This is a genomic window from Microbacterium dauci (assembly GCF_030065535.1).
Classification (GTDB): Bacteria; Actinomycetota; Actinomycetes; order Actinomycetales; family Microbacteriaceae; genus Microbacterium; species Microbacterium dauci.
Map to the genome: position 1 here is coordinate 86,918 of NZ_JASJND010000006.1, position 23,283 is coordinate 110,200.

The window sequence follows — 23,283 nt, forward strand, 5'->3', positions numbered from 1 at the left end:
AATTAAGTTGCGTGCAATGCTTATTCCATGAGTGTGATCGACGAGATGGTGTGCTTCGGGATGTACTCGGCGAGCCACGCGTTCGCCCAGGCTTACCGCCGGGTGCTCGCGCCGTGGCAGCTGACCTATCCGCAGTACCTGGTGCTCGTCGCCCTCTGGGATCGCGAACCGCGCTCCGTGAAAGAGCTCGGGGCCGAACTCCACCTCGACTCCGGCACGTTGTCTCCGCTGCTCCGCCGACTCGTAGCCCGAGCATTCGTGACGAAGACGCGGCGCTCCGGGGATGACCGAGTCGTGGAGGTTGCGCTGACTGCGCAGGGGCGCGCGCTGCAGGCAGAGATGGCCGGAGTCGCCGCCGAGATCGCGCAGTGCACCGGCCTGACCGGGGATCGTGCGCGAGAAATGCTCGCCGCCGTGCACGAGATGACCGCCGCACTCAGACAGACCGCCGAGGCTGCTGCCTCCCGATGACCGAGGCATCCGCCTCTTGATGAAAGGAACACCTATGGACGCCATCTACACCGCAGAGGCACTCGCGACCGGCGACGGCCGCAATGGACACGTGCGCTCCGGCGACGGGCTCGTCGACACGGACGTGCGGATCCCCGCGGAGATGGGCGGGCCGGGCGGTGCGCCGAACCCCGAGCTGCTGTTCGCCGCAGGCTACGCGGCCTGCTTTCACAGCGCGCTGCAGGCCGCTGCTCGAGCCGAGAAGGTGAAGCTCGAAGACACCAGCGTCGGCGCGCGCGTGCACATCGGTTCCAACGGTGAGGGAGGCTTCGGTCTCGCGGTTGAGCTGGAGGTCGTCATCCCGCACCTCGAGCACGACGAGGCGCAGCAGCTCGCCGACGCCGCGCACCAGATCTGCCCGTACTCGAACGCGACCCGCGGCAACATCGAGGTCACCGTCCGCGTCGTCGAGGACTGACTCAGCCGCGTGGGGTGACGCGAAGCCAGCGGAACCCGCAGGGCGCGAGCGTCACCCCGTCGGTCATGTCGACCTCGACACCCTCGATGAGGTCCCATGCTGCGGGCTCGAACCCGGACAGGGTCGTCGCGTCGACGGATGCCGCCTCCGCACCGACGTTCGCGAGGACCAGCACCACAGTGTCGTCGTCCGGCCGCTGGAACGCCGCGATCGTGTCGCCCGGAACGTCGAACCCCACGAGACGCGTGCCGTCGAACTCAGGTGTCGTGTGCCGCACGGCGATGAGCTTTGTGATCGCAGAGAACATGCGGCCGGCCGACGTGGTGGCATCCGCCCTCGTCGCGTACCGGTCGCGGGGGTTCTGACCGCGATGCAGCCAGCGCTCGTCGCCACGACGGTCGGGGTCGTCGCGGTAGCTCGGGTCGTCGAGCTGACCGACCTCGTCGCCGAGCCAGAGCATCGGGATGCCGGGAACGCTGAGCGCGAGCGCATGGGCGAGGACCGCCCTCGCCTCGCCGTGCGGATCGTCGGTGTCGACGCCGGCGAGCGAGGCGGTCGTGCCGCAGCCGAGCCCGTCGACAGCCTCGGCGTCGCGGACCGCGACGACCCGGCTCGAGCCGTCGCGCCACCGGATCGCGCGTCGGAGCGGTGCGGCGTGCCCGGTGAGGAACGACTGCCAGAGGGGTGCGGCACCGGGGGAGCCGGGCAGGACGACGACGCCGGGTGCGCTGATCGCGAGCACCGCGGCGAGCACGGCGGCCGTCGCGGTGTCGTCGACGACGAACGCCTCGACGCCATGGTCGACGAGGAACAGGACGTCGCGGACGAACGCCACGACGTCGCCGGATGCCGCGACCGGCAGCGCGAGCGAGATGCCCGCGAGCCGCAGCGCGTCGGTCAGTTCCACCATCCGCTGCAGCGAGCCGAGACCACGATCGATGCGACGCAGATCGGGCGTCCCGTCGGCGCCGGTCTCGAACGGGGACTCGACGCGCAGGAGCGTGACACCGAGGTCGCGGAGGTACGGGATCTCGTCGCGGAGCCCGGCGAGGTTGCCGGCGTAGCGGCCGGCGAAACACGCACCGCCGAGCGTGAACCGCGAGGTGAGACGGTCGCGTGCCTGCGCTCGCTGCTCGCCGTGCACGCGCAGATCGAGCGACCGCGTGAGCCAGGCGTGCGTGGCTGCGTCGACGAGCACATCGACGACTTCGTCCTGCCCGGCGAGCGCCTCGCGCAGCGCCGGGATGTGCGCCTCGATCCGATCGTCCAGCTCGCTCATGCCGGGGACGCTTCCCCGCGCCCGACGGTCTCGTCGAGGAACGCGTGGATCGTGGCGTGTAGCGCGGCAGTGGCAGCTGCATCGATGGTCCCGGAGTGGCCACCCTCGATCGGCTCGAGGTAGTGCACCATGGCATCCGTCTCTTCGGCGAGCCGCGCGGCCATCTTGCGCGCTTGCACGGGGCCGACCCGGTCGTCGCTCGCGGCGGCGTAGATGAGGGATGCCGGGTACTCGACGCCGGGCTGGATGAGGTGGTACGGCGAGAACGTGCGGATGAACTCCCAATCGGCGGGGACGTCGGGGTCGCCGTACTCGGCGATCCAGCTCGCGCCGGCCGACAGCCGTGTGTACCGCCGCATGTCGAGGAGGGGGACGCCGCAGACGATCGCGCCGAAGTCGTCGGGGTACTGCGTCAGCATGTTGCCGACGAGCAGCCCGCCGTTGGAGCGGCCGTGGCACGCGACGCGGTCTGGCGTCGTGACGCCGCGGGCGACGAGGTCGCGGGAGACGGCGACGAAATCCTCGTAGGCGCGGTGGCGGTGCTCGCGGAGCGCGGCGAGGTGCCATTCCGGCCCGAACTCGCCGCCGCCGCGGATGTTCGCGACGACGTACACACGGCCGTGTTCCAGCCATGCCGGTCCGACGATCGCCGGGTACTCCGGGGTGAGCGCATGCTCGAAGCCGCCGTAGCCGTTCATCAGCACCGGCAGCGGCCCGGTGCGCTCGGCCGGGCCGACCTCGAAGTAGGGGACGCGGGTGCCGTCGGCGGACGTCGCCCAGTGCTGCGTCGCCGCCAGCCCCGTCGTGTCGAAGGCCTCGCGGCTGCGGCGCACCGTGCGGGGCGCGGCTGAAGCGGCATCCGTCACCAGCAGCGTCGGCGGGGTCAGGAAGCCGCGCGCGACCACCCAGAGCTCGTCGTCCTCGTCGGCATCGAGGGTCGCGACGCTCGCGGTGAACAGGTCGGTGTCACCGAGGCCGAGCGGCAGGTCGATGCGCTCGAGCGTTGCGGGGTCGAGCGACACGAGACGGCTGCGGACTTCGTCGAGGATCGTCAGCACCAGCCGGGTGCGCGTCCACGCCCAGGTGTCGAGGACCGCCGTCGCGGTGGGGGCGAACGCCACCTGCAGGTCGCTGCCGTCGCCCGTCGTGAGCGTCTCGAGCGGGCCGACCAGCAGCGTCCCCGACGCGTGCGTCGCACCGGCGACCTCCCACGGCGTCGTGGTCCGCACCGCGACGAGGTCGCCGTGCACGTCGACGCGGGCATCCTGCGGAGCATCGATCAGCAGCGGCTCCGAGCCCGCGCAGACGTACAGCTCGCTGTGGAAGAAGTCGTGCGCCACCACGACCAGCGGCGTGGTGACGTCGTCGGTGCGGTCGACGTGGACAAAGACGCCGACGTCGGATGCCACGCCCGTGACGATCGGCGCGGCATCCCCGAGCGCGGTCCCACGCGCCCAGCGGCGCGCGCTGATCGGGTAGCCGGAGTCGGTGACGCCGCCGCCGTGCAGCGCGGTCGCGACAAGCAGCGTGTCGGCGTCGATCCAAGCGACGCGGTGCTTGTGCGCGTCGAGGGTGAACGCCGCACCGTCGACGAAGCGGAGCGCGTCGAGGTCGAACTCGCGGACGACGGTCGCGTCGCCGCCGTCGGGGCTGAGCGAGACGAGGGCACGCCCGCTGTCTGCGGGCCCATGGCTCGCGCCGGCGAACGCCCACGCGGTGCCTTCGGCGGCGCCGAGCGCGTCGATGTCGAGGAGCGTCTCCCACTCGGGGGTTCCCGCCGCAAACGCGGCGCGGGTGGTGCGCCGCCACAGCCCGCGCGGGTTGTCGGCGTCCCGCCACAGGTCGTACATGAGGTCGCCGTGACGGCTCGGAACGACGAGGCGATCGGGGTCCTGCAGGATGCCGCGCAGCCGGGTCTCGAGCGCGCTCCGCCGGTCACCGGCGAACGCGGCCTCCGTTTCGGCGGTGCGGGCTGCTGCCCACGCGGCCGCGTCGGCGCCGTGGATGTCCTCGAGCCACAGGAACGGATCGTGCGGTTCGGGGGCGATCGCGGCGCTCATCCGGCCAGCCTACGGGGGCCCTGTTCGCCGATCGAGAACGGTTGGCACTCTCGGCACTGGAGTGCTAATCTCATTCCAAGTTGAGCGGACTGGGCTCAACTTCCAGATTCGATGCAAGTGAAGGAGAGCATCATGGCCACATATGACCCGTTCCGTGAGATCGACCGCATCGCGTCGAGCCTCTTCGATCCGCGCCGCGGGCCTCGGCGCATGCCGATGGATCTCTATCGTGACGGTGACCATTACGTGCTGACCGCCGATCTCCCCGGTATCGACCCGGGATCGGTCGACATCGACGTCGACGGTCAGCTGCTCACGATCCGTGCTGAGCGGACGCTCACCTCGGGTGAGGGCGTCAAGTGGATCACGCGTGAGCGCGAGGCCGCGAGCTTCCTGCGGCAGCTGAACCTCGGGCAGGGCGTCGACACAGAGGGCATTGCCGCGACGTACGCGAACGGCGTCCTCAGCGTCACGATCCCGGTGAGCGAGAAGGCGAAGCCCCGCAAGGTCGAGGTCGTGACGTCCGGCACCGCGGCATCCATCACCGCATCCGAGGCGGATCAGCCTCAGCCGATCGACCAGTGATCTCGGCGCCGGTCGGCGCGGAGGTCGGACCGAATGCCCCACGTTCATCGAGCGTGGGGCATTCGCGCGTCATCGGCCGCGCAGTTTGGCGGTGATCGCCTGGAGCTGTGCGAGCTCGGCGTCGCTCAGCACGGCCATGCGTTCGGCGATCGTCCGCCCGTGCACGGTGGCGAGGCGACGGAAGGCGCCGGCGCCCTGCTCGGTGGCCGTCACGATCGCGCCGCGGCCGTCGGCGGGGTCGGGGCACTTGGTCAGCAGCCCGCGCGAGACCATCCGGTCGACGAGTCGTGAGACGCTCGGCTGGCTGATGAGCATGTTGGCCGTGACGTCGCGCAGCCGTGCCGACTGTCCTTCGCCGCGGGTGACGGTGAGGAGGACGTCGTACTCGGCCTGGGCGAGTTCGTCGCCGTCGAAGTCGCGCTCGAACTCGTCCATGAGCTCGTGCTGGGCACGGAACAGGCTCTCCCACGCGGCGATGGCGAGGCGTCTGTCCGTCATGGCGTCCACTGTATCCCCGCTCCTCTTCTGAACGTGTGAAGCTGAAGGCGTGAGGACTTCTCGGGGGATCAGCACGCTGGCGACGGCGATGTGGGCGATGGTCGTGGGGGTGGTGCTCGCGTGCGCACCGGCGGTCGCGGCGACGGCCGACGTCGACGATTTCACGTTCGAGACGCTCGAGGTCGACTACACCCTCACGCGTGACGCCGACGGCCTGAGCGGCCTGCGGGTCGTCGAGTCGTTCACTGCGGTCTTCCCCGAGACCGACCAGAACCAGGGCATGCGACGCGTGATCCCCGATACCTATCAAGACCTGCCACTGCGCCCGCACCTCGTGAGCGTGACGGATGCCGCAGGCGACGACGTCTGGGACGTCGAGACGGACGGCGTCGACGGCGGCCTCGAGATCGTCGCGCGCGGCGACGGGTACCTCCACGGTGCGCAGACGTTCGTCTTCACATACGAGCTCGACAATGTCGTGCACGACTTCGAGGACACCGGGCTCGAGCTCTACTGGGACGTGAACGGCGTCGACTGGGCCCAGCCGTTCGGCGAGATCACCGCTCGGGTGCACATCAGCGCCGACATCGCCACGACGGTCGACGACGCCGCCTGCTACGCGGGGTCGCAGGGCGACGGCGCATCGTGCGACCGCATCGACCTCGCGCAGACGGACGACGGCACGACGGTCACCGTCACGCAGGCGGACGTCGGGCCCGGCGAGACGCTGACCTTCGCGGTCGGGTTCGACGCAGGCTCGTTCACCCCGCTCGACACGTCGTACGGCGGGTCGCCGTGGAGCGTCGTCCAGATCGGCGGCGCACTCGCCGCCATCGGCGTGCTGGTGTGGTCGTTCGTCGTGCGTCGGAGGCGGCTTGCGGATGCCGCGGGCCGCGGCGTCATCGCGCAGTACGAAGCGCCGCCCGGCGTCGACGCGCTCGAGTCGGCCGTGTTCCTGGGGGCCGCCGGGAAGGCGATCCCCGCGGAGGTGCTGGAACAGGCCGTGGTGGGATCGATCCGCATCACCGAGGGGGAGAAGCCGCGGTGGGGGAACGCGAAGCTCGTCGCCGAGCTCGTCGACCCGAGCCTCGCCGACGCGGACGGGCGCATGCTGCTCGAGGGGATCTTCCCGGGTGGCGTCGTGGGCGACACGTATGAGTTCGGCAGCACGGACACTCGGCTGTCGAAGACGGCGCAGCAGATCCTGACTCGCGCGGGATCGGAGCTGAAGGGCCGTGGGCTGTATCGGAAGGTGTCGGGGTGGACGCGCTTCTGGCCGATCCTCGGCAGCTTCATCGCCGCGGCGGTCGCGGTCGGGAGCGGTGTGGTCATGCTGAACGCGTCGGTCGACGCGCTGTGGCCCGTGCTGCTCCTCATCGTGACGATCCTCGTCGCCGTGGCGGCGACGCTCGTCGTAGCGCGCACACCGCTCACCGAGGAGGGCGTCGCGCTGCGCGAACACCTCGAGGGACTCCGGCTGTTCATCGGGTGGGCCGAGGCCGATCGCATCCGCATGCTGCAGTCGCCCGAGGGGGCGGATCGCGTCGCGATCGATGCCGACGACCCCCGGCAGATGCTCCACCTGTACGAGCGGCTCCTGCCGTACGCCGTCGTGTTCGGGCAGGAGAAGGCGTGGTCCGAGCGGCTCGTGGTGCTCTACGACCAAGTTGGTGCCGCGGGGCCGTCGTGGTACGCCGGCGCGGTCGCGTTCAACGCGGCATCCTTCTCGTCCGGGATCGGGTCGCTGTCATCGGCGGCCTCGGCGGCGTCGTCGTCGGGGGGATCGACGGGCGGCGGCTCCGCGGGCGGTGGCGGTGGTGGCGGCGGTGGCGGCGGGGTCTGAGGCCATCCCCAGACGTTGTCTCCGGGATGCAGTAAGGGCCGGTCGGAGAGGCTTCCGACCGGCCCTTGTCCCTTTGCACCAAGAGTGTCCTGCAATCACATGTCGGTCGCTGCCACAGCAAAACAGCTTCCGTGCACACGACTGTATAACGGCCAGGTAACGGTGGCAAGGGTTCGTCGTTATGAATTTGTGATGTGCGCTCTGAGCTTCACAACTCAGGCGCTCAGGAGTTCCGGGCGCGCTTCTCCCGGATGAGGTCGAGCGCCAGCACAGACCCGATCACCGTCAGCCGCTGCCGGGTGTCGAGGTCATCGGCCAGCTGGACCATGTACGTCGACTTGCCGAGGAAGGCGTTGCCCATACCCGACCAGGATCGCGAGACGGTCGCCCAGACGCCGTGAGGGCCACTGAACTGGAAATCGAAGCCCCACATGTCGCCGACCAGGTCGATCTGCTGGTCCGGCAGCTGGATCGTGATGCGCGTCGAGAACAGCGTGATGCGCTGCACCAGGCTCGCCAACGGATTCCCCGCGCCATCGGCGATCTCTAGCCGGTCGCGCCCGAACGTCATCGTGTCCGACACTCGGGCAACGGGATTGCCCGGCCCGTCGAACACGGTCAGCTCGCGAGATCCCAGGAACGCGCGTCCGAGCGCGCTGCCTCCGGTCTCGACGTGTGCGACCTGCGCGCCCTGCGCGTCGAGGATCGCGAAGTCGTTCTTCGAGAAGCTCCTCGTCTGCTGGAAGACGAGCTGGTTGTGCGTGAGCAGCGACATGCTGAGAAGGCTACGACCGTCAGCTCGCCTCCGTGCGCAGCACGCGCTCGAGCGGGCGCCCCTTCGCGAGGTCGTCGACGATCTTGTCCATGATGCGCACATGGCGCATGAGGGGATCGTCGATGTCGGCGATACGCACGCCGCACACCACACCCGTGATCTGCACAGCGCCTGGGTGAACCACGGCCGCATCGAACAGCTCCCGCACGCTCGTCCCCGTGGACAGGTGCTCCGCGAGCTCGGCGTCGTCGAAGCCGGTGAGCCAGCGGATGGCGGTGTCGAGCTCGTCGCGAGTGCGCCCCTTGCGTTCCACCTTCGTGACGTACATCGGATACAGGTCGCTGAACGGCATCCGTTTCACGCGCTCCGCGTTCGCTCGCTGACGAGGCGTTTGCTCCATGGCCATGCGCCCAGTCTGCCGCCTTCGATCGAGCGCGCGCAGTTGATTCGGGCGACTGTGCGTACACAGGCGACGCATCGACGGCGAGGCATAACCTGGCCGGGAGACGGGGAGAAGCACCATGACGGAACACTCGAACGATGCGGCGTCGCCGCTGAGCGACCGCCCCTGGCTGCATGCCTACGCGGACGGGGTGCCGTACGACATCGAGCCGGTGACCGAGACCCTGATCGGCATGCTCGACGCCGCCGTGAAGCGTTACGGCTCGAAGGTCGCGCTCGAGTTCTTCGGAGCCGAGACGACCTACGCCGAGCTCGGCGAGCAGGTGTCACGTGCCGCGAACGCCCTTCGCAAGCTCGGCGTGCAGAAGGGCGACCGTGTCGCGCTGGTGCTGCCCAACTGCCCGCAGCACGTTGTCGCCTTCTATGCCGCCCTGCGCCTCGGCGCGATCGTCGTCGAGCACAATCCGACGTACACCGCGCGGGAACTCCGCCACCAGTTCGAAGTCCACGAAGCAGTCGTCGCAATCGTCTGGGACAAGGTCGTCGACATCATCGCGGACTTCCCGAAAGACGTTGCGCCGTCCGCGATCGTGTCGGTGCGGATGACCGACGCGCTCCCGTGGACGAAACGGATCGCGCTGCGCCTCCCCGTCCCTACCATCCGTGAGCGGCGCGAGGCGATGACCGCGACGCCGACGTCGAAGGTCGTCATCCGCTGGAGCGAGTTCGCGGCATCGCGTCGATTGCCCCGCAAGTGGCCAACGCCGTCCCTCGACGACACCGCGCTGCTCCAGCTGACCAACGGGACGACGGGAACGCCGAAGGCGGCGATCCTCTCGCATCGCAATCTCCGTTCCAACGCTGCGCAGGGGCGCGCCTGGGTGCCCGGTCTCCGAGAAGGGGAGGAGACCTTCTACGCCGTTCTCCCGATGTTCCACGCGTACGGCCTCACGCTCTGTCTCACGTTCGCCATCTCCATCGGCGCGCGCGTGGTGTTGTTCCCCAAGTTCGACGTCGACCTCGTGGTCGGTGCGCTGAAGGCCTCGCCGCCGACCTTCCTGCCGGGCGTCCCGCCGATCTACGACGCGCTGTCGCGGGCGAGTACGCGGAAGGATGTCGACCTCAGTGGCATCCGCTTCGCGATCTCGGGCGCGATGAGTCTGCCGGTGCCGACAGTGACGCGATGGGAAGAGGCGACGGGTGGGCTGCTCGTCGAGGGGTACGGCATGACGGAGACATCGCCGGTCGCGCTCGGGAATCCGATCGGACCCTCCCGGCGCCCAGGGACCGTCGGCGTGCCGTTCCCGAGCACCGAGATCCGTGTCGTCGATCCGGACGATCCGAGCGTCGACCTCGTGATCGGCGAAGCCGGCGAGCTGCTCATCCGAGGGCCGCAGGTCTTTCAGGGCTACTGGCGCCGTCCCGACGAGACCGATGCGGTGCTGATCCAGGGCGGCTGGCTCCGCACCGGCGACATCGTCTCGGTCTCGGACGACGGCTTCGTGACGGTCGTCGACCGCATGAAGGAACTCATCATCACCGGCGGGTTCAACGTGAGCCCGAGCGAGGTCGAACAGGTGCTCATCCAGCATCCCGATGTGGATGCCGCAGCGGTCGTCGGCATCGCTCGGCAGGGCGGCGGAGAGGACGTCGTCGCGGTGGTCGTCGTCAAAGCGGGCGCCGAGTTCAACGCGGCGGGGCTCAAAGACTTCGCTCGCACGCACCTCACGTCCTACAAGGTGCCCAGGCGAATCGTGCAGGTCGACGATCTCCCACGTTCGCAGATCGGCAAGGTGCTGCGCAGACAGGTGCGCGAACGACTCACCACGCACTGAGGGGCCGACTGTCAAGGCCGGGCACGCCGCCTGCGGGCGGTGGCAGGGTGGACCCGGTACCAACTCGCCATCGTCGAAGGAGCCCCATGCGGCAGCGCAGCCTCGGACCGTTCACCGTCTCCGCGATCGGACTCGGTGCCATGCCGGTCTCGATGAACAACGACAAGGAGTATCCGTCGCACGACGACGCGGTCGCGACGGTCCGTGCGGCGCTCGACGCGGGCGTGACGCTCGTGGACACCGCCGACATCTACGCACCCTCGTGGGACACGATGGGGCACAACGAGCTCATCGTCGCCGATGCGCTCGCCGGCTGGGGCGGTGATCGGTCGCAGATCGTCGTCGCGACGAAGGGTGGCATCACGCGCTCCGAGGGCGAGCAGTGGGGTCGCGACGGGTCGCTCGCGTACCTCCGCAGCGCTGTCGAGGACTCGTTGCGGAATCTGCGCGTCGACGTCATCGACCTGTACCAGTACCACCGCCCCGATCGCTGGATGGTCTACGGCGAGGTCATGCAGAACTTGAAGACGCTGCAGGACGAAGGCAAGATCCGCGCCGTCGGCATCTCGAACGCGAGTGTCGAAGAGATCCAGATCGCCGAGCAGGTGCTCGGCGACGGCAACCTCACGAGCGTGCAGAACGAGTTCTCGCCGCGGCATCCGGGGAGCTTCGACGAACTGCAGTACTGCGCGAAGCGCGGCATCGCGTTCCTGCCGTGGAGTCCGCTCGGCGGGACCGGCGGCGGCGGACGCTCCGTCGGCGACCGGTTCGCGGTGTTCGCCGACATCGGTGCGGCGCACGGGGTGAGCCCGCAGCAGGTCGTGCTCGCCTGGGAACTGTCGCTCGGCGAGACCGTGATCCCGATTCCGGGTGCTCGGCGGGCGGCATCCATCACCGACTCGGCGAAGGCGGCCGACCTCGAGCTCTCGACCGACGAACTCGCCCGGTGCTCCTCAGTGGTCGGCCTGGAGATCTGAGGGCTGTTCACTCCCCGGCAACCTCCGCTGGAGGGTTGCCGGGGTAGCGTCGGCGGCATGGAGACGACGACGGTTCGTTCGGGGGACTCGGAAGCAGCAGCAACATCGGAGGCGGAGGCCGAATCGACGGTCGTGCCTCGTTCGCGGAAAGGACGCCCCCTGCTGTTCGGTGCACTCGCGGGTGCCGCGACGTTCGGGCTCGTGCTGGGTGTCGACGCGCTCGGCGCCACGGCGCCACCGTCCGACGGGGTGGTGTTCCCCGAGACCGTCGCGTCGTACGCGCAGTTCACGACGGGTGGTGAGCCGTCGTCAGTGGCGCTCATGACGTACCAGAACGGGTTCGGTGTCGAGTTCCTCGACTACCCGCAGCAGATCACGATGAGCGTCGATGGGAGCACCTTCCGTCGGCTCGGCGTCGCCGAGCGGCGGGGGACCGGCATCGATCAGGGCGATCCCGCGCAGACGCTGCTCTCGCCCGACGGGACGTTCGTCGTCATCGCGGGCGCCGACGGGCACGGGTCGCTGCGCATCGAGGCCTTCGGTGACGGCGAAGACCGGGACCTGTCTGTCGGCGACGGTCGTAGTGCGCTGCCGCTCAGCATCAACGGCGACAGCGTGCTCGTGCTCACCTCGGACGAAACGATCAGTCCCTATACCGACATGGACTTCCGCCTGCGTGGCGAGCTCGAGATCGTCGACCTGGCCAGCGGCGCGCGCACCGACCTCGGATTCGCCGACGTCGACTCCGGTGCGCTGTCGCCCGACGGCGACACGGTCGCCGCGATCGCGGCATCCGGTCCCGTCCTGATCGACGTCGTCACGGCGACCGCGACGCCGCTGGCCTCGGTGGACCGCAACGCGTACGTCGGGGGTGACGCGTGGTCGCCCGACGGCACGCGGTTCGCGCTCGTGGACCGCGCGGGGGTGCAAGTGGTGGATGCCGCCGGTGTCGCGACCGACGTCGCGGCGCACCCCGACGACGACGGCTGGACCTCGGTGCTCGGATGGCGTGACGATGAGACGCTGCTGGTGCAGACGTCCGACTGGTCGAATGCCGCGGAGTTCGCGTGGCTCGACGTCGAGACCGGCACCTCGACGGTGTTCTCGACGTACGAGCCCGGCTTCACCGGCGCGGCGCTGGCCGACGTCGATGTGGCGCGCGACCTCATCGGAGCGTGGACCGTGCGGCAGGTGCCCGCTGACCAAGGTTCCACCGGGACGGTGCTGCTCGGTCTCGGCGCGGGGCTCGTCGTCGGGCTGGTGGTGTGGCTGGTGCTGCGGCGGCGGTCAGTGCACCGCGACGGTGCGCTCGGCTGAGACGCGCCCGCCGACTTCGATCTGCTGCCCGAGGTATCGCCGGTGGGTGTAGAGGCGTGAGCCGGCGCCCTGCCGGATGTCGAGATCGCGGCCGAGCTCTGCGGTGAGTCGGATGGCGGCGGCGCCGGTCGCTTCGTCTTCGCGGATGCCGAGGGCGGGCGCGAACATGCGGGAGCGGATCGTGCCGGATGCCTCGTCGTCCCACGCCCACACGTAGTGGGAGCCGAACGCGTAGGCGATCGGGTCGACGGCGTCGACGTCGGTCGGGGTGTCGAGACGGGTGAACTCGAACTGCGGCGCCCAGTCGGCCATCGCGTTGACGAACGTGCGGTCCCCGTCCACGCGAACGCGGGCCACGCCCGCGGGGACGACGATGGCCTGGATGTCGTCGCCGGCGGCGCGGAGCCACGCGGCGAGGCCGACGGTCGGGTGTCCGGCGAAGGGGAGTTCGGTCGTCGGGGTGAAGATGCGGGCGCGCGCCTCAGTGCCTGTGACGTCGTCGATGAAGACGGTCTCGCTGAAGCCGAGGTCGGCGGCGATCTGCTGCTCGTGCCGCTTCGTGGCGGCGGACGCCCACACGATGCCGAGCGGGTTGCCGTGGTTCCCGGCCTCGTCGACGAATACGTTCACGACGGCTGCGGAGATTCCCATGCGGGCGATTGTCGCAGGTGTCGGTGACGTGGTGCGCGTTCGGATCGCGACCGCCGCGCGAGTGCCGCCGACACCGCGAATGGCAGGATCCCGCGCAGGCCTGACGCACGGCGGCATCCGCTCCGTGCCACGCTCGGAGCATGCACCTCGACCGTCCCGCCCTGCTCGTGATCGACGTCCAACGCGGGTTCGACGATGCGGCGCACTGGGGTGCGCGCGACAACCCCGACTGCGAGGCGAACATCGCCGCACTCCTCGCGCACTGGCGAGCGCAGGATTGGCCGATCGTGTTCGTCCGCCACGACTCGACGACGCCGGGGTCGCCACTCGCACCTGGAGGCCCCGGCAACGACTTCAAAGCCGCGGTCATGGGGACACCCGACCTGCTCGTCACGAAGCACGTGAACTCGTCGTTCCACGGCACACCCGACCTGCACGCCTGGCTGCAGGCGGAGGGCATCACGCAGGTCGTCGTCAGCGGCATCTCGACGAACCACTGCTGCGAGACGACCGCGCGGGTCTCCGGCAACCTCGGCTACGACACCTTCTTCGCGCTCGACGCGACCCACAGCTTCGACCGCACCGGCCCCGACGGGGTGCGCGTGCCGGCGGCGACGCTCGCCGCGATCACTGCGACGAACCTGCACGGCGAGTTCGCGACCGTCGTGTCGACCGCCGAGTTGCTGGCGGCGCGCTGAGGCTCAGCCGCGGCCGAGGCCGGGCACGAGGACGCCGGTCTTCGCCTTGTACTCCTCGTAGTCGGCCTGGCCGCCCCAGCGGGCGTCGGCCTTCTTCTCGAGCAGCGGGATGCCGCTCACCCGCGTCAGCAGCAGCGCGACGAACAGCGGGGAGAGCACCGCGATCCACTGCCACCCGCTCAGTACGGGGATTGCGACGATGAAGACGCCGATCCACAGCAGGATCTCGCCGAGGTAGTTCGGATGCCGCGACACCGACCAGACGCCGGTCCGGATGAAACGCCCCTTGTTGGCGGGGTCGGCCTTGAACGCGGTCTTCTGCGCGTCGGCGACGACCTCGAGCACGAAGCCGACGACCCAGACGACGATGCCGACGATCGCGAACGCGTCGATCGCGACCTGGTCAGCGGGGGCGACCCCCATCGCGATCCAGGCAGCCGCGGCAGTGACGCTGACCCAGAGGCCCTGCATGACCCACACGCGGAGGAAGCGCACCGGCGCGATCTTGATCTCGTCGAACCGGTCGTCGGACCCCGCCTTGTGGATGCGGATCGCGAGGAACGACCCGAGCCGGATCGCCCACAGGATCACCATCGCGGCGAGCACGAAGCCGCGCGCGTCGACGGTCGGCACCAGCAGCAGCACGGCGATCGTCACGAGGATGAAGGTCGCGCTGCCGGTCGCGTCGAAGAACCGCTCGGTCTTCGCGATCGCCGACGGGATGTAGACGAGCACCTGCACCGCGAACGCCGCGGCGACCGCGAGTGCGAACACCGGCACGCCGCCGACGGTCGCACCGCCCTGGCTCCCCGCGAGGGCGACGAGGCCGCCGATCACGAGGGCGATGACGACGGTGATCGCCGAGGCGCGGTTCTGCTTCGCGCTGGACTGGTCAGACATGGATTCCTTCCGGGCGCCGTCAGGCGTAGAGCTTCTCGACCGACGCTGCGCCGCGCTCGAGCACGACGCTCCGCTTCAGCTTCAGCGTCGGGGTGATGATCGTGGCGTCGTCGAGGTCAGCGGAGATGAGCGTGAACCGGCGCACCTGCTCGCTGCGGGCGACCTTCTGGTTCGCGGCATCCACCGCCTGCTGGATCTCGGCGCGCAGCTGCCCGTCGGGCACCTCTTCGAGCACGCCGCCGGGCGTCGTCGCGATCGTCGACCCGTTCGCCTCGGCCCACGCCTCGAGCTCGACCGGGTCGAGCAGGATGAGCGCCGACAGGTACGAGCGGCCCTCGCCGACCATGACCGCGTGCGACACGAGCGGATGGGCTTCGACGGTGAACTCCCACGGCGCCGGCACGATCGTCTTGCCGTTGGAGGTGACGATGACGTCCTTGAGGCGGCCGTCGAGGATGAGGCGGCCCTCGTCGTCGAGGCGGCCGATGTCGCCGGTGCGGAAGAACCCGTCGACGAACGCGGCCGCGTCGTGCTCGGGGTTGCGGTAGCCGCTGAAGACGCCGATGCCCTTCGCGAGCACCTCGCCGTCCTCGCTGATGCGCACGGTCGACCCGGGCAGCGGCCGGCCGACCGTGCCCGAGCGGATGTCGCGGGGCAGGTTGCCGGTGAGGGGCGCCGTGGTCTCGGTGAGGCCGTAGCCCTCGATGACCGGCACGCCGAGGCCGCGGAAGAACAGCGACAGGTCGGGGTCGAGTCGCGCGCCGCCCGAGAGGACGTAGTCGACGCGCCCACCCATGACCTGACGGAGCCGGCCGAAGAAGAGGCGGTCGAAGAAGCGGTGCCGGAGGCGCAGCAGAGCGGATGCCGCCACGCCGCGCTCCTGCAGGTCGCCCCAGGTCTCCGCGGTGCGGACGGCGGCATCCCACACCTTGGTGAGCTTCTTGTCGGCGGCCTTCTGGCCGGCCGCGTTCTGGATCTTCTGCAGCACGCGGGGCACGACGACGAGGAACGTCGGCTTCAGGGTGCTGAGCGTCTCGACCACGACGGTCGTGTCGGACAGGTGCGCGATGCGCATGCCGCTGGCGAGGCAGATGAGCTGCAGGCCGCGCGCGAGGACGTGCGCGAGCGGCAGGAAGATGATCGTGTTGCCCTCGGGGCGGACGACCTCGCCATACGCCGAGGCGATGTTCAGCACCTGGCCGAGGAAGTTGCGGTGCGTGAGCACGGCGCCCTTCGGCTCGCCGGTCGTCCCCGAGGTGTAGACGATCGTCGCGGCGTCGTCTGGTGTGGCCGTCGTGCGGCGCTGCTCGAGCGTCGCATCGTTGACCTCGCGGGCGCGGGCCTTGAGGGTCGTGAGCGAACCGGGGCCCGCGGCATCCATCGCGAAGGCACCGAGCGCACCGGTGCCGGTCTCGGCGAACGCGGCGGTGAGGAGCTCGGCCTGTGCGACGGTGCCGCCGACACCGAGGCGCACGCTCGCATCGCCGACGATGCCGGCGATCTGGGTCGGCGACGACGTGTCGTAGATCGGCACGACGACGGCGCCTGCGAACCACGCGGCGAGGTCGGCGACCGCCCACTCGTACCGGGTCGGTGCCATGATCGCGAGCGCGTCGCCCGGCTCGATGCCGGCGGCGATGAAGCCCTTCGCGAGGGTCTCGACCTCTTCCAGGTAATCCGCGGTCGTCACCTGACGCCAGCCGCCGGAGCCGTCCGCGACGTCGAACGCGGCGTGGTCGGGTGCCGCCGCCGCGCGACGCAGCAGCAGGTCGGTGACGTTGCGGTACCCCTCGGTGTCGGCGAGAAGGGGAGTGGTGGACTCGTGCATCGTGCCTCGATTCGGACGGTGGCCGTCACTCGGAGCTCGTGCCAGGCGTGTTCCTGACACTATGGGGCGGTTCTGGTCGCGGGTGCATCGCGCCCGGGCCTTGACAGCGAACAGGCGCGCGTGCGTGTTCATTCGGAGGCGGACGCCGATCGGATTGCCGCTCGTGGGATCGGATGCGGTGCCACCTGCACCGCGCTGGCTCAGCGCAGTCGCAGCACCGCGTCCCAGAGCGCATCGGCGACGGCGCGCTTGCTGCCCGCCGCCTCGGCGACGACCTCGTCGGTGGCATCCACGAACAGCACGGTGTTGTCGGTCGACTCGAAGCCCTGGGTCCAGCCGACCCGGTTGACGGTGAGCAGGTCCACGCCCTTGCGGGCGCGCTTCCGGATGCCGCGCTCACGCAGCTCTGCGTCGTCGGCGGCGGTCTCTGCGGCGAAGCCGACGATCGTCTGCCCGGGCCGCCGTTCGGCGACGAGGCCCTTCAGGATGTCGGGGTTCTCGACGAGGTCGAGCGTCACGACGCCGTCCTCTTTGCGGAGCTTCACGTCTGAGACCTCGGGTACCGAGAAGTCCGCGACGGCCGCGGCCATGACCACGACGTCGGCCTCGGCTGCGGCCGCCCGCATCGCGGCATCCAGTTCGGCGGCGGTCCCGGCGCGCTCGACGCCGATGGACGGATGGGGCAGCACCCGCGCGAGTACGCCGTCGTCGACGTGCGCGGCGACGAGGTGCACCCACGCGCCGCGCTCGGCGGCGGCCAACGCGACGGCGACGCCCTGCCGTCCGCTGGAGCGGTTGCCGAGGTAGCGCACCGGGTCGATCGGTTCGCGCGTGCCGCCGGCCGAGACGACGACGCTGAGGCCGGCGAGGTCCTGCTCCGGCGCGCCGCTGACGGCCAACGCTGCGGCCACGATCTCGTCGGGCTCGACCATGCGCCCCGGGCCGCTGTCGCCGCCGGTCAGTTCGCCGTCTGCGGGTCCGACGACGTGGACGCCGCGGGCGCGGAGGGTCTCGATGTTCGCCTGTGTCGCGGCGTGCTCCCACATCGCCGTGTGCATGGCGGGTGCGACGACGACCGGCGCGGTCGTGGCGAGCAGCGTGACGCCGAGGAGGTTGTCTGCGATGCCGGCGGCCATCTTCGCCAGCGTGTTCGCGGTGGCGGGCGCGACGATCACGAGGTCGGCCTTCGTGCCGAGCGCGACGTGGCGCACTTCGGCGACGTCGTCGTGCACGCTCGTCGTGACAGGATTGCGGCTGATCGCCTCCCAGGTGGCGGTCCCGACGAACCGCAGCGCGTCGTCGGTGGGAACAACGTGCACCTCGTGCCCGTTGGTCACCAGCGCACGAATCACGTGCACGGTCTTGTAGGCGGCGATCCCGCCGGAGACTCCCACGACGACGAACATGGTCCGATCCTGCCACGGCGGCGGACCCGGAGGGCCCGAGCGATGTGCACCGTCATCGTCCACGTTCCCGCTGATCCCGAGGCGCCGATCCGCCTCTTGGCCGTCCGCGACGAGGATCCTGGCCGCGCGTGGGACCCGCTCGGTGCCTGGTGGCCCGCGACTCCCGATGTCGTCGGCGTGCGCGACACCCGCGCCGGCGGCGCCTGGCTCGCGGCCCATCCTGGTGCCGCGCGCCTCGCGGTGGTGCTGAACCGCGCGGACCTGCTGGACGACGCGGATGCCACGGGCTCCCGCGGCCACATCGTGCTGAGCGCCGTCGCCGGGGAGGCACTGCCCGCGTCGCCGCCCGTGCACGGATTCAACCTCGTCGAGGTGACGCCGGGCCGTGCCCGCGTGTCGATGTGGGACGGCTCGAGCGTGCGTTCGCTCGACCTGCCGCCGGGAACCCACATGATCGCGCACGATGACGTCGACGACTCGCAGACCGCCCGGATCGTGGCGTGGCGCAACGCGTTCGGCGAGCCCGGTGAGGGGGAGCGGTGGTGGGAGGGCTGGCTCGCGCAGCTCGCCGACACCGCCGAGCTCGAGCCGACCGACGACCGGGCGATCATTCGCGACAACCGTCCGTACGGCTACCCGACGCTGTCGCTGCTCGTGTGCGCGGCATCCGTCTCGGCAGACGGCGCGCAGGTCGTCTATGGCGAGCTCGACGAGCCCGGCCGCTGGAACACGCTCGACCTGCGCTGAGGCGTTCTCGCCGGCAGGGGCGTGTCGCCGGTCGCTGCTAGCGTCACGGACATGGCGGCATCCGATCCGGTCCCGGTGTTCTTCGCGTCAGCGGCCGAGTTCCGCGCGTGGCTCGAGGAGCACCACGAGACGGCGACCGAGATCTGGACCGGCTTCTACCTGAAGGGCGATCCGCGTCGCGGCCTGACGTGGGCGGATGCCGTGCCCGAAGCGCTCTGCTTCGGCTGGATCGATTCGGTGTCGCGGCCCGCCGGCGACGGCGCGCGGATGCAGCGGTGGACGCCTCGGAAGGCGGCATCCATCTGGAGCGCCGTAAACATCGCGCACGTGGAGCGATTGCAGGCGGCGGGGCTGATGCGCCCGGCGGGCATCGCCGCGTTCGAGCGCCGCAGCGAGGACAAGTCGGGGATCTACTCGCACGAGCAACGCAACGAGCTCACGCCCGAGCAGGCGGCGGCGCTCGCGGCGAATCCCGCGGCGCAGGCGTTCTGGAATGCCGCGATCCCGTCGTACCGACGCGGCGTCGCGAACTGGCTGCAGAGCGCGAAGCGCGAGCAGACCCGTGCCGACCGCCTCGCCGCGACCGTCGCGGCGTGTGCCGCCGGCGAGCTCGTCTCGTTCCAGCAGTACGGCAAGGAGCCGGCCTGGCTCGTGCGCGCCGCGGCTGCGGCGGCGGCCGCGCGCGGCTGAGTGACCCTGCTGACAGTGTCTGAACCCCGGCGTACCGTCTCGCGCATGAAGACCGACGAGCTGTTCCTCCAGGCGGATGCCGCGTTGCGCTCCGTCATCGACCGCATCGACCCGGCCGACCTGTCCAAGCCCGCGCCCCAGGAGTGGACGACGCGCGAGGACCCCACGTTCCGCGACATCGTGTTCGCCCATGCGTACGACGAGGCGTGGATCCCCGACGTCCTCGCTGGGAAGTCGACCGCAGACGGTGACCCGTATCTCGAGGCCGACCTCCTCGGCGCCGACCCGATCGCGTCGTACGACGCCATCAACGACACCGCGACCGCGGCAGTCCGCTCGGGCGAACGGTCGGAGGTGTTCCGCTTCCAGTACGGCGACTACTCCGCAGAAGAGGGCTTCGTGCACATGGCGACGTACCGCGCGTTCCAGGCGTGGCTCATCGCCAAGCACCTCGGCATCCCGTTCTCGCTCTCGCCCGAACTCATCGCGGGCCTGAACGAGCACGTCGTCCCGCACGCGGACGAGTGGCGCCAGTGGGGCGTGTTCCCGCCGGCGATCGACCCGCCTGCGGATGCCGACGACGAGACGCGGCTGCTGTGCGCCGTGGGGTACTGGGTGCCCTGATCGAAGCGGTCAGTCTTCGAACACCGCGATGATGTTGCCCGACGGGTCGGTGAACCATGCGATCGCCGGGCCCATGTCGCGCACGATCCCGCGCTCATCGTGCGCGAAGCCGTCGTAGCGCACTGTCTCGACGCCTTGGCTGAGGACTCCTTCGTCGAGTGATGTCCTCAGGTTCCTCCCGCTGAGCGCCCGTGTCGAGGGGGATGCCGCGCCATCACGTGCGCGGCATCCATCCGCCTCAGGCGCGGTGGTCGCGGTAGTACTCGAGCAGCGCCTTCGTCGAGGCATCCTGCGCCTCGAGGGCGGCGCTGTCGCCTTCGATCGCCGGGGCGATCTGCAGCGCGAGCTGCTTGCCGAGCTCGACACCCCACTGGTCGAACGAGTTGATGCCCCAGATGACGCCCTGCGTGAACGTGATGTGCTCGTACAGCGCGACGAGCTGCCCCAGCACCGACGGCGTGAGCGACGGCGCGAAGATCGACGTCGTCGGCTTGTTGCCCGCGAACGTACGCGCCGCGACGAGCGCGCCGGTGGTGCCCTCGGCCTCGACCTCTTCGGCCGTCTTGCCGAACGCGAGCGCCTTCGTCTGGGCGAGGAAGTTCGCCAGGAACAGTCCGTGCACGTCGCGACCGCCGTCGGCGAGCGGGTAGGCGGGGTTCGCGAACGCGATGAAGTCAGCCGGGATCAGCCGCGTGCCCTGGTGGATCAGCTGGTAGAACGCGTGCTGGCCGTTGGTGCCGGGCTCGCCCCAGAACACCTCGCCGGTGTCGCTCGTGACGGGCGTGCCGTCCCACCGCACCGACTTGCCGTTCGACTCCATCGTCAGCTGCTGCAGGTACGCCGCGAACCGGCTCAGCTGCTGCGCGTAGGGGAGCACGGCGTGCGACTGCGCGCCGAGGAAGTTCGTGTACCAGACGTTGAGCAGGCCCATGAGGACGGGCACGTTCTGCGCCAGCGGCGTCGTGCGCACGTGCTCGTCGACGGCGTGGAACCCGGAGAGCAGCTCGCGGAACGTGTCGGCGCCGAACTCGATGACGAGCGACAGGCCGATCGCGGAGTCGACCGAGTAGCGGCCGCCGACCCAGTCCCAGAACCCGAACGCGTTGGTCGGGTCGATGCCGAAGTCGGCCACCTTGTCGAGCGCCGTCGACACAGCGACGAAGTGGTGCGCGACCGCGTCCTTCTTCTGCTCGTCGCTGCCGTCGATCGCGCCGGATGCCGCGAGCCCTTCCCACAGCCAGTCGCGGGCGAGCCGCGCGTTGGTGAGGGTCTCGAGCGTCGTGAACGTCTTCGAGGCGACGATGAACAGCGTCGTCTCGGGGTCGAGGTCCTTCGTCTTCGACGCGATGTCGAACGGGTCGATGTTCGACACGAAGCGCGCCGAGATCCCGGCATCCGCGTACGGCTCGAGTGCAGCCGAGATCATCACGGGGCCGAGGTCGGAGCCGCCGATGCCGATGTTGACGACGGTCTTGACCCTCTTGCCGGTGATGCCGGTCCACTCGCCCGAGCGCACCCGGCCGCCGAACTCGGCGAGGGCATCGAGCACCTCGTGGACGTCGGTGTCGATGTCCTGCCCGTCGACGGTGAGGCTCGGCAGCGCGCCCTTCGGGCGGCGGAGCGCGGTGTGGAGGACGGCGCGGTCCTCGGTGGTGTTGATGTGCTCGCCGGCGAGCATCGCCGCGTAGCGTTCGGCGACGCCGGTCTGCTCGGCGAGGCGCACGAGCGCGGCGACGATCTCGTCGGTGACCAGGTTCTTCGACAGGTCGACGTGCAGATCGGCGACGTCGAGCGTCAGGCGGTCGACGCGACCCGGGTCGGCCGCGAACCAGCCGCGCAGGTCGGGCGTGAACCCGCCCTTCAGCGCTTCGAGCTCGGTCCAGGCGGCGGTGGTGGTGGCGTCGATCGGTGCGTTGGTCACGAGGTCAACGCTACTGGTGAGCGGATGCCACGTGCGGCCATGGCCGGACACATGACGCGACACGTAATGAAAATCGTTCTCAATAACGTGTAGGGTCGTGGCTCGTGACCCGATCCAGCCGACGAAACCGACCCAGCCCGCACCGCCGTTCCACGACGGCAGTCGCCGCGCTCGCGCTGTTCGCGCTCACCGGGTGCCAGTCGGTCGAACCGGCACCGGTCGCCGACTCGTCGCCGTCGGCGGACGTGCCGACCGCGAAACGCGAGATCGATGCGCCCGCCCGCCACTTGACGACACTCGACGCGGACGGCGGCATCCACCACCTCGATCAGCACACCGGGCTGAACCGTGCACTCGGGGCGATCGAACCCGCCGAGACCCTCGCCACCGAAGGTCGATACCTGTACGCCTCGCGACCCGGCTCGGTCTCCATCGTCGACAGCGGCGCATGGACGTGGAGCCACGGCGACCACTTCCACTACTACGAGGCGCCGGCGGTCGCGCTCGGCGAGCTCACTGGCGAGGGTGCACCCGTCGTCGTGGCGAACGACCACGCCGCCGGCGTATTCTTCGACGGCGGCGAAGCCGTGCTGCTCGATGCCGCGGCGCTCGCCGATGGCGAGCGCGTCGAACGGTTCCGCCTCGACGTCGAGCCGCACGCCGGCATGGTCGTGCCGCTGCGCTCGGGCGCCCTCGTCACCGACCCGAGGGCCGGTGGGCTCCGTCACGTCGGCGCCACCGGCGAGACGCGCGCCGAGGTCGAGTGCGCCGAGCCCGCCGGTGCGATCGCCACCGCCGTCGGCGTCGTCGTGGGGTGCGCCGACGGTGCCGTGCTGGCCGTGACGGGTGCCGGCGCCACGACGTTCGAGCGCATCCCGTACCCGGACGAGGTCACCGAACGCGCGCGCACCTTCGAAGCGCGCGAGGGTCGTCCCACCGTCGCCGGGCTGACCGGTGACGAGACGTTCTGGCTCCTCGACACCCGCGAACGCAGCTGGACCAGCGTCGACGCCGGGTTCGCACCCGTCCTCGTGACCGCGGTCGACGACACCGATGAGACGGTCGTCGCGCTCGCACCCGACGGCAGTGTCGTCTGCCTCGACGCAGACGGCCTGCGCTGGCAGACCGGGCCGCTCGTCGCGGCATCCCTCGCGGACGAGGCGCTCGCGACGGGCATCGAGCTCGTCGTGGACGCCGACGTCGCGGCGCTCAACGATCCCGCCGGCCGCCGACTCATTGAGCTCGACCTCGACACCGGCGACGTCTCGTCGACGTCGACCGATCACCTCCCGTTGCTCCTCGCGGGCACGGGCCGCTGA

22 protein-coding genes are annotated in these 23,283 nt (G+C 70.2%); 12 read left to right on the top strand and 10 right to left on the bottom strand.

The window, feature by feature from the left end:
- Positions 1-27: 27 nt before the first annotated feature.
- Both QNI14_RS09175 and QNI14_RS09180 read left to right on the top strand, forming a co-directional pair.
- The gene (locus QNI14_RS09175) at positions 28-471 is read left to right on the top strand and encodes a MarR family winged helix-turn-helix transcriptional regulator (RefSeq protein WP_430539265.1); all 444 of its coding nucleotides are present in this window, start codon (positions 28-30) and stop codon (positions 469-471) included.
- A gap of 34 nt (positions 472-505) precedes the next feature.
- Positions 506-928, top strand: a complete 423-nt coding sequence (locus QNI14_RS09180) for an organic hydroperoxide resistance protein (RefSeq protein WP_283716289.1) — start codon at positions 506-508, stop codon at positions 926-928.
- A 1-nt stretch (position 929) separates the two neighbouring features.
- On the opposite strand, the gene QNI14_RS09185 is transcribed toward QNI14_RS09180, so the two are convergent.
- Together QNI14_RS09185 and QNI14_RS09190 are read right to left on the bottom strand one after the other, a co-directional pair.
- Complete coding sequence (locus QNI14_RS09185) at positions 930-2,207, bottom strand: alpha-amylase family glycosyl hydrolase (RefSeq protein WP_283716290.1); 1,278 nt, start codon at positions 2,205-2,207, stop codon at positions 930-932.
- Positions 2,204-4,267 carry a prolyl oligopeptidase family serine peptidase gene (locus QNI14_RS09190; protein ID WP_283716291.1) on the bottom strand — a complete coding sequence of 688 codons (2,064 nt, stop codon included), beginning with the start codon at positions 4,265-4,267 and terminating at the stop codon, positions 2,204-2,206. The genes QNI14_RS09185 and QNI14_RS09190 overlap by 4 nt, the downstream gene beginning before the upstream one ends.
- 132 nt (positions 4,268-4,399) lie before the next feature.
- On the opposite strand from QNI14_RS09190, the gene QNI14_RS09195 reads away from it, so the two are divergent.
- Entirely contained in the window at positions 4,400-4,852 is a 453-nt protein-coding gene (locus QNI14_RS09195) for an Hsp20/alpha crystallin family protein (protein WP_283716292.1), read from the top strand.
- Positions 4,853-4,921: 69 nt separating this feature from the next.
- Here the strand turns inward: QNI14_RS09195 and QNI14_RS09200 are convergent, their stop codons facing one another.
- A complete protein-coding gene (locus QNI14_RS09200) occupies positions 4,922-5,350 on the bottom strand; it encodes a MarR family winged helix-turn-helix transcriptional regulator (protein WP_283716293.1) in 429 nt (142 codons plus the stop codon).
- Between the two features lie 49 nt (positions 5,351-5,399).
- On the opposite strand from QNI14_RS09200, the gene QNI14_RS09205 reads away from it, so the two are divergent.
- A complete protein-coding gene (locus QNI14_RS09205) occupies positions 5,400-7,193 on the top strand; it encodes a DUF2207 domain-containing protein (protein ID WP_283716294.1) in 1,794 nt (597 codons plus the stop codon).
- Between the two features lie 223 nt (positions 7,194-7,416).
- Here QNI14_RS09205 and QNI14_RS09210 read toward each other — a convergent pair whose 3' ends face one another.
- Both QNI14_RS09210 and QNI14_RS09215 read right to left on the bottom strand, forming a co-directional pair.
- Complete coding sequence (locus tag QNI14_RS09210; RefSeq protein WP_283716296.1) at positions 7,417-7,968, bottom strand: LURP-one-related/scramblase family protein; 552 nt, start codon at positions 7,966-7,968, stop codon at positions 7,417-7,419.
- A 19-nt stretch (positions 7,969-7,987) separates the two neighbouring features.
- Positions 7,988-8,374: a DUF2200 domain-containing protein gene (locus QNI14_RS09215; protein WP_347177832.1), complete on the bottom strand. Its 387-nt coding sequence runs from the start codon at positions 8,372-8,374 to the stop codon at positions 7,988-7,990.
- A gap of 115 nt (positions 8,375-8,489) precedes the next feature.
- Here QNI14_RS09215 and QNI14_RS09220 point away from each other — a divergent pair, with 115 nt between their 5' ends.
- From QNI14_RS09220 to QNI14_RS09230, 3 genes are all read left to right on the top strand, one after another.
- Positions 8,490-10,205, top strand: a complete 1,716-nt coding sequence (locus QNI14_RS09220; RefSeq protein ID WP_283716297.1) for a long-chain-fatty-acid--CoA ligase — start codon at positions 8,490-8,492, stop codon at positions 10,203-10,205.
- Between the two features lie 86 nt (positions 10,206-10,291).
- Positions 10,292-11,182, top strand: a complete 891-nt coding sequence (locus QNI14_RS09225; RefSeq protein ID WP_283716298.1) for an aldo/keto reductase — start codon at positions 10,292-10,294, stop codon at positions 11,180-11,182.
- Between the two features lie 57 nt (positions 11,183-11,239).
- Entirely contained in the window at positions 11,240-12,499 is a 1,260-nt protein-coding gene (locus QNI14_RS09230; protein ID WP_283716299.1) for a TolB-like translocation protein, read from the top strand.
- Here QNI14_RS09230 and QNI14_RS09235 read toward each other — a convergent pair.
- Positions 12,470-13,150, bottom strand: a complete 681-nt coding sequence (locus QNI14_RS09235) for a PhzF family phenazine biosynthesis protein (protein ID WP_283716300.1) — start codon at positions 13,148-13,150, stop codon at positions 12,470-12,472. The genes QNI14_RS09230 and QNI14_RS09235 overlap by 30 nt on opposite strands.
- A 140-nt stretch (positions 13,151-13,290) precedes the next feature.
- On the opposite strand from QNI14_RS09235, the gene QNI14_RS09240 reads away from it, so the two are divergent.
- Positions 13,291-13,848 (top strand): cysteine hydrolase family protein, encoded by a 558-nt coding sequence (locus QNI14_RS09240; RefSeq protein ID WP_283716302.1) that lies wholly within the window; start codon positions 13,291-13,293, stop codon positions 13,846-13,848.
- 3 nt (positions 13,849-13,851) lie between these two features.
- Here QNI14_RS09240 and QNI14_RS09245 read toward each other — a convergent pair whose 3' ends face one another.
- From QNI14_RS09245 to coaBC, 3 genes are all read right to left on the bottom strand, one after another.
- Positions 13,852-14,748, bottom strand: a complete 897-nt coding sequence (locus QNI14_RS09245; RefSeq protein ID WP_283716303.1) for a DUF1295 domain-containing protein — start codon at positions 14,746-14,748, stop codon at positions 13,852-13,854.
- A 19-nt stretch (positions 14,749-14,767) separates the two neighbouring features.
- Complete coding sequence (locus tag QNI14_RS09250; RefSeq protein ID WP_283716304.1) at positions 14,768-16,576, bottom strand: AMP-dependent synthetase/ligase; 1,809 nt, start codon at positions 16,574-16,576, stop codon at positions 14,768-14,770.
- Positions 16,577-16,776: 200 nt separating this feature from the next.
- Positions 16,777-17,982: a bifunctional phosphopantothenoylcysteine decarboxylase/phosphopantothenate--cysteine ligase CoaBC gene (gene coaBC, locus QNI14_RS09255; protein ID WP_283716306.1), complete on the bottom strand. Its 1,206-nt coding sequence runs from the start codon at positions 17,980-17,982 to the stop codon at positions 16,777-16,779.
- Positions 17,983-18,024: 42 nt separating this feature from the next.
- Here coaBC and QNI14_RS09260 point away from each other — a divergent pair, with 42 nt between their 5' ends.
- The 3 genes from QNI14_RS09260 to QNI14_RS09270 are packed head-to-tail and all read left to right on the top strand — an operon-like array spanning position 18,025 to position 20,043.
- Entirely contained in the window at positions 18,025-18,729 is a 705-nt protein-coding gene (locus tag QNI14_RS09260) for an NRDE family protein (RefSeq protein WP_283716307.1), read from the top strand.
- Positions 18,730-18,780: 51 nt separating this feature from the next.
- Complete coding sequence (locus QNI14_RS09265) at positions 18,781-19,419, top strand: YdeI/OmpD-associated family protein (RefSeq protein ID WP_283716308.1); 639 nt, start codon at positions 18,781-18,783, stop codon at positions 19,417-19,419.
- 45 nt (positions 19,420-19,464) lie between these two features.
- The gene (locus QNI14_RS09270) at positions 19,465-20,043 is read left to right on the top strand and encodes a DinB family protein (RefSeq protein ID WP_283716310.1); all 579 of its coding nucleotides are present in this window, start codon (positions 19,465-19,467) and stop codon (positions 20,041-20,043) included.
- A 238-nt stretch (positions 20,044-20,281) separates the two neighbouring features.
- Here QNI14_RS09270 and pgi read toward each other — a convergent pair whose 3' ends face one another.
- Complete coding sequence (gene pgi, locus QNI14_RS09275; RefSeq protein ID WP_283716311.1) at positions 20,282-21,964, bottom strand: glucose-6-phosphate isomerase; 1,683 nt, start codon at positions 21,962-21,964, stop codon at positions 20,282-20,284.
- A 104-nt stretch (positions 21,965-22,068) separates the two neighbouring features.
- Between pgi and QNI14_RS09280 the strand changes: the two genes are divergently transcribed.
- Positions 22,069-23,283: a hypothetical protein gene (locus tag QNI14_RS09280; RefSeq protein WP_283716312.1), complete on the top strand. Its 1,215-nt coding sequence runs from the start codon at positions 22,069-22,071 to the stop codon at positions 23,281-23,283.